Origin of the sequence: Salinarimonas soli (assembly GCF_008386575.1) — a bacterium.
Taxonomy (GTDB): Bacteria; Pseudomonadota; Alphaproteobacteria; order Rhizobiales; family Beijerinckiaceae; genus Salinarimonas_A; species Salinarimonas_A soli.
The window spans coordinates 136,152-143,010 of sequence record NZ_VUOA01000037.1 but is presented as its reverse complement, the minus strand read 5'-3'; the positions used below and the strand labels follow the sequence as shown (position 1 = coordinate 143,010).

The window sequence follows — 6,859 nt, the reverse complement described above, 5'->3', positions numbered from 1 at the left end:
TGTCAGCCCCCGTTGTCGCGGTCGGCCGGTTCGACACCGCCTCGGGCGCGATTGGCATCCTGCAAAGCAGCGGCGGCAACCTCCAGCTGTCGTCGATGGGCAGCAGCCAGGCTAACGCGGTCGCAGGCCTGACAGGCTGCACCGTGCTGGCCGCAGGCGATTTCAGCGGGGACCAGATCGACGACCTCTTCGTCCGGCGCAACTCGGACGGCTTCGTGGGTGTCGCGAAAATGCAAGGGGGCCAGGTCACCTCCACGTCGTTCATTGGCCCCACGGCTGGCTGGACGCTTATCGGCACGGGTGACTTCAACGGCGACGGAGCGAAGGACATTCTCTGGCGCAACAACCAGACCGGCATGGTCGCCGAGTGGCTCATGCAAGGGGGCCAGATGGCCGACTCGCGCCCCCTATTCGCGGTCCAGGACTGGCGGGTGGTTGCCACGGGTGACTTCAACGGCGACGGCACGGACGACATTTTGTGGCAGCGTAACTCCGACGGGATGCTGGCGAGCTGGGAGATGCGAGGAGGCCAGTTGGGACGTGCAGTGACCCACTCCGCGGCCCCTGGATGGGTCGTCCTCGGCACGGGTGACGTCACAGGAGACGGCGTCGACGACGTCCTTCTGAGGCGAACGAGCGATGGTGCGGTGGGCGCGTGGACCATGAGCGACGGACAGGTCCAAGCTGGACAATATCTACCGACGCGCTCCAGCGGCACCTTAGCGGCGGTGACAGACCTGGACGGCGATCATCGAGCTGAGCTCATCTGGGCCGACCCGAGCTCCTCAGGCCTCACGACGTGGCAAGTAACCCAGGCGCCTCTCCTGACCACATCCGACTTTCTGATCGTCTGAGGAACGGCTTAAGTCCTGCGGAAAGAAGTCAGCAATGAGCAGACGTACCGCTTCGGTCGTTAGAGCCTTCCAGAACCTTCCATCGGGTACGCAACATGAGCGAGAATTCTTGTTGTAATACGGTTCCGTCGCTCCCATTGTCTCGATGATACCAGGCTCCGAGGGTGAGGAGGTAGACGGGGGTGTTGACCGGGGCGTCGAAGGCGCAGGCCCCCTCCCCCAGCGCGGACAGGTCGGGGTCCGGGATCCCGGCAGCACCGAGGAGCAGGAAGAGCGCGGAGTTGCGCGGCCAGGCCACGTCGAGGCCGCCGGGCTGGAGGCGCTCGATCTGGGCGATGAGCGGCGCCTGAGCGGCGGCCACGATGGCGTCGATCTGCTCCTGGGAGATCCCACCGGGCAGGCCTGGGCGGCCCTGCGGCCCCGGGACGAGAACCTCGATCACGCGATCAGCCATGGCGGGTCAGTCCTTGTTGGCCCACTCGGCGACCACGAGCTCGCCGTAGAGGAGGGTTTCCTGGTCGTCGCCGATCCGGCGCTCGATCTCGAAGCGGGTGGCGCGGCCGAGCGGGAAGCCCCTCACCTCCTCGCGGGTGAGCGACACGGACGCTTGGTCGAGGACCGCGTCGCCAGCCGACGAGGAGAGCGTCATCTCGCGGGAGATCTCGCCGCCCGGCCAGGTCACGAACATCAGGACCGTCGAGCCGGTCAGGTCCATGCGAGCCTTGGCCGGCCCGGCCTTGAACCGGAAGGCCTGCACGAAGTCGTTCCCCTTCCAGGCCTGGAGGGGCTTGTAGGCGGGGTTCATGGGAGGGCTCCTAGGCCGATGCGGGATCGCCCGAGCGTTGACTTGACGGGGACCGCGTGGTGTCTCGCCCGCTCGGGGGCGGGGCGACGAATGATCGGGAGTCGGCGGCTGCCCACCTAAAAACTACGGAGCGTCGGCAATGCGCGACAATAGTTTAGATGGGCTGCGTGGCATAGCGGCTCTACTTGTCGTTTTCTCTCATCTCGTCGTAGCGTTTCAGCCGGCGCTTTACTTCGGTCGAGAAGCATTGTTGGAGAACAATGCCTTAACTTTTCTCGCAACCAGTCCATTTTTCGTTTTTGTGAATGGCTCTTTTGCGGTCTATGTTTTTTTTCGTTCTGAGCGGATACGTCATAGCTTGGTCAGCTGATAAGTCGAACAGTAGTTTTGTTAACACCATAATATCACGGGTATTACGCTTAGCTATTCCGAGCGCCATATCTAAAATTATGGCAGCGGCTTTGTTTAATCTGAGCATTTCGAATGTCACTGCGTCAGCAGATCTAGTGAATCATTGGTGGATAAAAAATCTACTAACCTATGACAAAGGGGTGGGATGGGGCAGCACACTGCAAGAAGCTGCGGGGACGTTCTTTTGGTCGGGCCAGTCGGTAAACAATGCCGTCCTGTGGACCATGCAGCGTGAACTCGTTGGTTCGGTCGCAATATATGCTCTGTTCACTATGAAAACAGGCCTATTTAGACTCGTTGCTTGTGTAGCCGTCTTTTATCTGACTGTGATAGCGAACTTCGATCCTTGGTACTATATCTGCTTCCTGAATGGCGTACTTATCTACTTCGCTCGCGATATCATATCGATTCTATCTCCACGAGTGTCGACGCCGCTGATAGTCATAGGCGTATTTCTTGGCGGCAAGCCGTTTTTTCCTCCGCCAGGCGAGTCAGTTTACTATTGGCCCTACGCAGCATCTTCTTACTTGGGGCTATCGATGTACGTTTGGCCTCTTGGAGCCACGTTTTTGCTAGCAGGGTCGATTAGCTCGGAAACTTTTCGATTGTTGCTGCTGAAAAAGCCCTTCGTGTTCCTTGGGCGGATCAGCTTCTCTTTGTATTTGGTGCACTTCCCATTGATGCTTGTCTTTATGACAAATTGGTTTGTTAAATACGGTTTTTGGCCGGCTTCTTTCCTCTACATGATTTTGATGTTTGTACTCGCATTCGCATTCACAGTGTTTGTTGACGAGCCGACAGTTGCGTTGTGCCGCCGTCTTCGCGGACGTCCCAGACTAGCGTCGATTGCCGCAGCACCGGGTTCATGATCTCGCTCTGATCATGTGTGCCCACTCCCGACTTGGAGAGCGGCAGTCGTTACGGCCAGGCGATCTCGGGGATGGCGTCGAGCACGTCCTTGATGGTCGGTGCGGCGGACGGGTTGGCGCCGGTGGCCTTCCAGCCATCGAGGAGGGCGAGGACGGCCGTCCACACGCTGTCGCGCCAGGCGACGAACGTCTCGGCCTCAGCTTTCCACGCTGGCACCGTGCTCGGCGCGTAGCTCGCGCAGGACACCCCGGAGCCATAACCCTTAGCCTTCGCGGTCGCCTCGATGCGCGCCTCGACGGGGAGCCGGTAGCTCTCCAGGGCCGCAGCGATCAAGCCGGCGGTCGCCCATCCGGGCTCGGCGAGAATCGCGGCGACGGCAGGCTCGAACTCGGCCGGGATGAAGAGCGTTCCGTCAATATAGTCGAAGCCGGCGAGCGGGGAGCGCGCCTCGGCGTGCACGCGCGTCATAAGGGCACCGATCTCGACGTCGGTGAGTGCGAGGTTCATCGGATGCTCCTTAGGCTGCGGAGACGAGATACGCGGAGGCTGTCTGGTTGTTCGCGGGTGTCGTCGACCCCGACTGCTGGAAACCGAACCAGGTCACGACATCGCCGGGCGGGAGCAGGAACGGCTCACAGAAATTGGCGTAGCTGGAGAGCTGCGAACCGGGATTCGCGCCGCCGATGAGTTGCTGGGTCCCATTGACCCGCGCCGAGACCGACGTGAACGCGAGGCCCGCGCTACCCGAAACGAACTGGATGAACCCGCCGAGCAGCCAGATCCCGCCCTCGCCGGCCCCGACGGTGAGCTGATTGGAGCTGAAGTTGGACGTGCCAGAGAGGTTGTTCTGTAAGACGCTGAACTGCATCTGTGTATTGACGCTGGTCGCATAGCCCTGGCCCTGAAACGCCCCCCGGAACCCGATCAGTTTTGGAGCCTTGTCCGTTGTAGCGCCGACCACCTTTTCCAGGAACATGGCCTGGAGCGCCTTGCGGACCTGCTGGAGATCAGCCTCCGACGGGGCGCCGAGCGCGATGCCGTTGCTCAAGGCCGCCCGCGCGGCCGCGTTGGCGACGGCATAGGCGATGAGGTGGTCGAGCTCGCGCTGCGGATGCTCGATCGACGCTGCAGGCGGGATCGAGCCCGCAGTGCCCGTGGCGGGGTTGCCGTTGACGTACGGCGCGTTCGCCGCCGCCCCGAAAGGCTGCTGATACTTCATGGGCGCTCTCGCGTTCGAAGGAGGGCTAGGGCGTGCCGGCCATCGGGTTCGGGATGCCGAGCCCGTCGTAGGAGAAGATCACCTCGGTGTGTGCCGGCTTCAGTCGCCGGAAGACGCACTCGAGGTCGATCGCGGTCGAGATGCGCAGATGCGGGTCGACGCCGACCTGGCCGCCCCCGCCGCCGAGCCGGAACCAGGTCAGGCGCGTCGCGCCCACCCGGACCGTCCAGTAGAAGCGCATCTCCGGCGCGCCGAGCTCCCAGGTGAAGGGCTCGCCCGCCGCGCCCGTCGGCTGCGTGTCACCGACCTGGGAGGCCCCCACCATGAAAGGCGAGTATTCCCGGATCTCGATCTGGTAGCCGAGCGCGTCCGCGATGCTCAGGAAGAACCCCCGGGACTGCTCGCCGAGGAGCGTCATCCGGGCTACGAGGGCCTGCTGGCGCTCGCCGATCGTTAGCGCCTGCGTCACACACGGGTCGGGCAGGCCGAAGGCCCGCTCCCACTCACCGAGGATCTCCAGCGCGGCGCGCGGGTCCGCCTCGCGCTCCAGGAGGTCGGCCGCTCGTCCGTCGACAAGCTCCCACGCTTCGGAGAGCCCTTCGAGCAGCTTGGCGAGCACCGAGTCCGGGTTCGTGGGCCACGCCGGTCCGCGCGTCATGAGCGCCCGGAAGGCGTGCGCGTAGGCGCGCCTGTCCCTGCGCTGGAAACCGGACGGCTCAGGCATAGGTCGCCGTTCCCCGCACGCCGAGGTGCCCGTTCGAGGGCATCACCCGGTCGTCCTTGCCGCCATGGGCCCTGCCCCAGAACGCCTCCCGCGATCCGGTCAAGACCTCGGCCGCGTCATCGATCGCACCGACGACGTTATTCGCCGCCCGGTGCTCCGGCCCGCTGATCGGGGCTGCGGTCTGGGCCGCGATGCAGGCCCGCCTGGCGTCGCCCAGCGCCCGCAGCAGCGCCTTGCGATCAAGCTCGGAGAAGATGCGCTTCCTGGTCGCCATGCCGGAACGTAGCGAGAACACGCGGCTTCCGGCAAGCCAGATCGAGCAACTCGTCGAAGCGGAGCACGTCGACCTGCCGGCCATCCTCGTCTTGGATCGTGACGAGCCAGGCCCTCAGGTCCGTGAATGGAAAACGGAGAAGCACTTCGACAGCAACGTCGACCGCGCGGTCGCTAAGATCTGAGTCGGGCTCGATCACATAGCCCGTGTCATCGACGATGAGATCCACACCATTGGTGCAGTGGAAGCGATACGCACACATGAGACACCTCGGCATGCCCCGACGTCTCGTCGACTTCTTGAGCAATACGAAGTTCCCGGCGCGGGATCATGTCAAAGCTTTCCGGGTGGAAGGTCCCCGTTATCCTCGTGATTCAAAGGGCGCGCAGGTGTCGCGCGGCCGGCCGGAGCCGGCCCGCTTGCCTCATGGCGGGAGGTGAAATCGCGCAGCGCCTGCACGATGATCTGCTCGGCCGGCAGCCGTGTCTTGTCACAGATTTCGGCGAGGGTGTCCCGCAACGGCCCTGAGAGGCGGACGGAGAAGGTGGTGGCGGTTGAGGGCAACAGAGCGAGGGCTTCGCTTACGGGGTGGGGATCACCGGGCACGAATCGCCGAGGGCGCTCTGTCCGGCTGGACTGCAAGAGCCGGGCCTCGGTCAGAATTTTCACATGCCGGCGGACGCTCGACACGCTCCGCATTTCGAGCCCTTGCCGCAGCTCCTCATAGGTGGGACCGCGGCCTTCAGCGCCGACGTGCTCGGTGATGAAGACGAGGGTGTCGCGCTGCAGTTTTGTGAGCGGCAGCATCATGGTCCTCCGAAGCGCCCTCCCCCGTGTTCTCACTCTGTTCACGGCGGGCCCGGAGAGTCAAGGGCGAGGCCGGAGGCAAGAAAGTCGGCCCCGTGGTTAGCCCAGAAACGCGAAAAGGGCTCCGCCAGCTTTCGCCGACGGAGCCCCGGAACCGTTTCGAAGGAGTGCGCGTTGTCGCGCATCTCCGGCTCAATCTGCCCCCACGGGCTGGCATCTCGAGAGGCGCTCCTCGCGGGGCGCCTTTTCTTTTTGATCCTGAGTGGACGCTGGAACGCTCCAGGACGCAGCTCTCCCGATCGGCGCCGGGGGAACGCTACCACCCTCACCCTCGTTGCTTGCCTGGGGCAGTGGAGGCTTTCATGCGAACCCTTCTGGTTGCGTCCGTGTTCACCCTTGCGTCGTCTGCGGCCTGGGCAGAAACCTGGGTCGTTCGTGAGGGCGCCTGTGGTGAGTGGCAGTCCCGCTGGGACGTCGAGCAGGAGCAGACGGGCGTCTGGGTGGGGACCATCGACCATGTTCATGTCGGGGGACCGTGCGTTCCGGCGACGCGTGCGACCGCAACAAGCGAGGTTCGCGCCGTGATCGCCGGCGACAACCTGTTCGCGCTGCGTACCACTGACCACAATATACTCTGCACCTACGTTGCTCGGATTGAGCGAGAGAACCGAGGTCGTGGCGTCACGGTCTGCGAGGGCGTTCCGCAGCGCGGAGGGTTCGTGGTCCGCTTCCGAGAGCGGCGCGATGTCCGCCCAATGCGTGAGATGCCGCCCGATGATGACCTCTTCACGGACGAGCAGCGGCGCCGGCCGGATCTTCGCTTCGAATTTCGTGGCCTTGACCAGCTGTTTGGGCGTTAAACGTATACTGACGAGGCGCGCCGCGCCTTACGCGG

General features: G+C 63.6%; 12 protein-coding genes. 4 read left to right on the top strand and 8 right to left on the bottom strand.

Annotated elements, in window-relative coordinates:
* A partial coding sequence (locus F0L46_RS21185; protein WP_149821314.1) for an FG-GAP repeat domain-containing protein occupies positions 1-854 on the top strand: 854 nt, incomplete at its 5' end.
* Between the two features lie 28 nt (positions 855-882).
* On the opposite strand, the gene F0L46_RS21180 is transcribed toward F0L46_RS21185, so the two are convergent.
* Positions 883-1,308 (bottom strand): hypothetical protein, encoded by a 426-nt coding sequence (locus tag F0L46_RS21180; RefSeq protein WP_149821312.1) that lies wholly within the window; start codon positions 1,306-1,308, stop codon positions 883-885.
* A gap of 6 nt (positions 1,309-1,314) precedes the next feature.
* Positions 1,315-1,659: a hypothetical protein gene (locus F0L46_RS21175; protein WP_149821310.1), complete on the bottom strand. Its 345-nt coding sequence runs from the start codon at positions 1,657-1,659 to the stop codon at positions 1,315-1,317.
* A 139-nt stretch (positions 1,660-1,798) separates the two neighbouring features.
* Between F0L46_RS21175 and F0L46_RS21170 the strand changes: the two genes are divergently transcribed.
* Positions 1,799-2,029, top strand: a complete 231-nt coding sequence (locus tag F0L46_RS21170; RefSeq protein WP_149821308.1) for an acyltransferase family protein — start codon at positions 1,799-1,801, stop codon at positions 2,027-2,029.
* Complete coding sequence (locus F0L46_RS21165; protein ID WP_149821306.1) at positions 1,965-2,939, top strand: acyltransferase family protein; 975 nt, start codon at positions 1,965-1,967, stop codon at positions 2,937-2,939. The genes F0L46_RS21170 and F0L46_RS21165 overlap by 65 nt, the downstream gene beginning before the upstream one ends.
* Positions 2,940-2,988: 49 nt before the next feature.
* Here F0L46_RS21165 and F0L46_RS21160 read toward each other — a convergent pair whose 3' ends face one another.
* The 6 genes from F0L46_RS21160 to F0L46_RS21135 form a co-directional block, all read right to left on the bottom strand.
* Positions 2,989-3,447 carry a hypothetical protein gene (locus tag F0L46_RS21160; protein ID WP_149821304.1) on the bottom strand — a complete coding sequence of 153 codons (459 nt, stop codon included), beginning with the start codon at positions 3,445-3,447 and terminating at the stop codon, positions 2,989-2,991.
* 10 nt (positions 3,448-3,457) lie between these two features.
* Entirely contained in the window at positions 3,458-4,159 is a 702-nt protein-coding gene (locus tag F0L46_RS21155) for a hypothetical protein (protein WP_149821302.1), read from the bottom strand.
* 25 nt (positions 4,160-4,184) lie between these two features.
* Positions 4,185-4,883 (bottom strand): YmfQ family protein, encoded by a 699-nt coding sequence (locus F0L46_RS21150; protein WP_149821300.1) that lies wholly within the window; start codon positions 4,881-4,883, stop codon positions 4,185-4,187.
* Entirely contained in the window at positions 4,876-5,157 is a 282-nt protein-coding gene (locus F0L46_RS21145) for a hypothetical protein (protein ID WP_149821298.1), read from the bottom strand. Before F0L46_RS21145 ends, F0L46_RS21150 begins: the two co-directional genes overlap by 8 nt.
* On the bottom strand, positions 5,123-5,419 hold the full coding sequence (locus F0L46_RS27610) for a DUF6894 family protein (protein WP_438646699.1): 297 nt from the start codon (positions 5,417-5,419) through the stop codon (positions 5,123-5,125). Before F0L46_RS27610 ends, F0L46_RS21145 begins: the two co-directional genes overlap by 35 nt.
* 71 nt (positions 5,420-5,490) lie before the next feature.
* The gene (locus tag F0L46_RS21135; RefSeq protein ID WP_149821294.1) at positions 5,491-5,967 is read right to left on the bottom strand and encodes a LexA family protein; all 477 of its coding nucleotides are present in this window, start codon (positions 5,965-5,967) and stop codon (positions 5,491-5,493) included.
* Positions 5,968-6,326: 359 nt separating this feature from the next.
* Here F0L46_RS21135 and F0L46_RS21130 point away from each other — a divergent pair, with 359 nt between their 5' ends.
* Positions 6,327-6,824, top strand: coding sequence for a hypothetical protein (locus F0L46_RS21130; protein ID WP_149821292.1), 498 nt, complete (start codon positions 6,327-6,329; stop codon positions 6,822-6,824).
* Positions 6,825-6,859 lie beyond the last annotated feature (35 nt).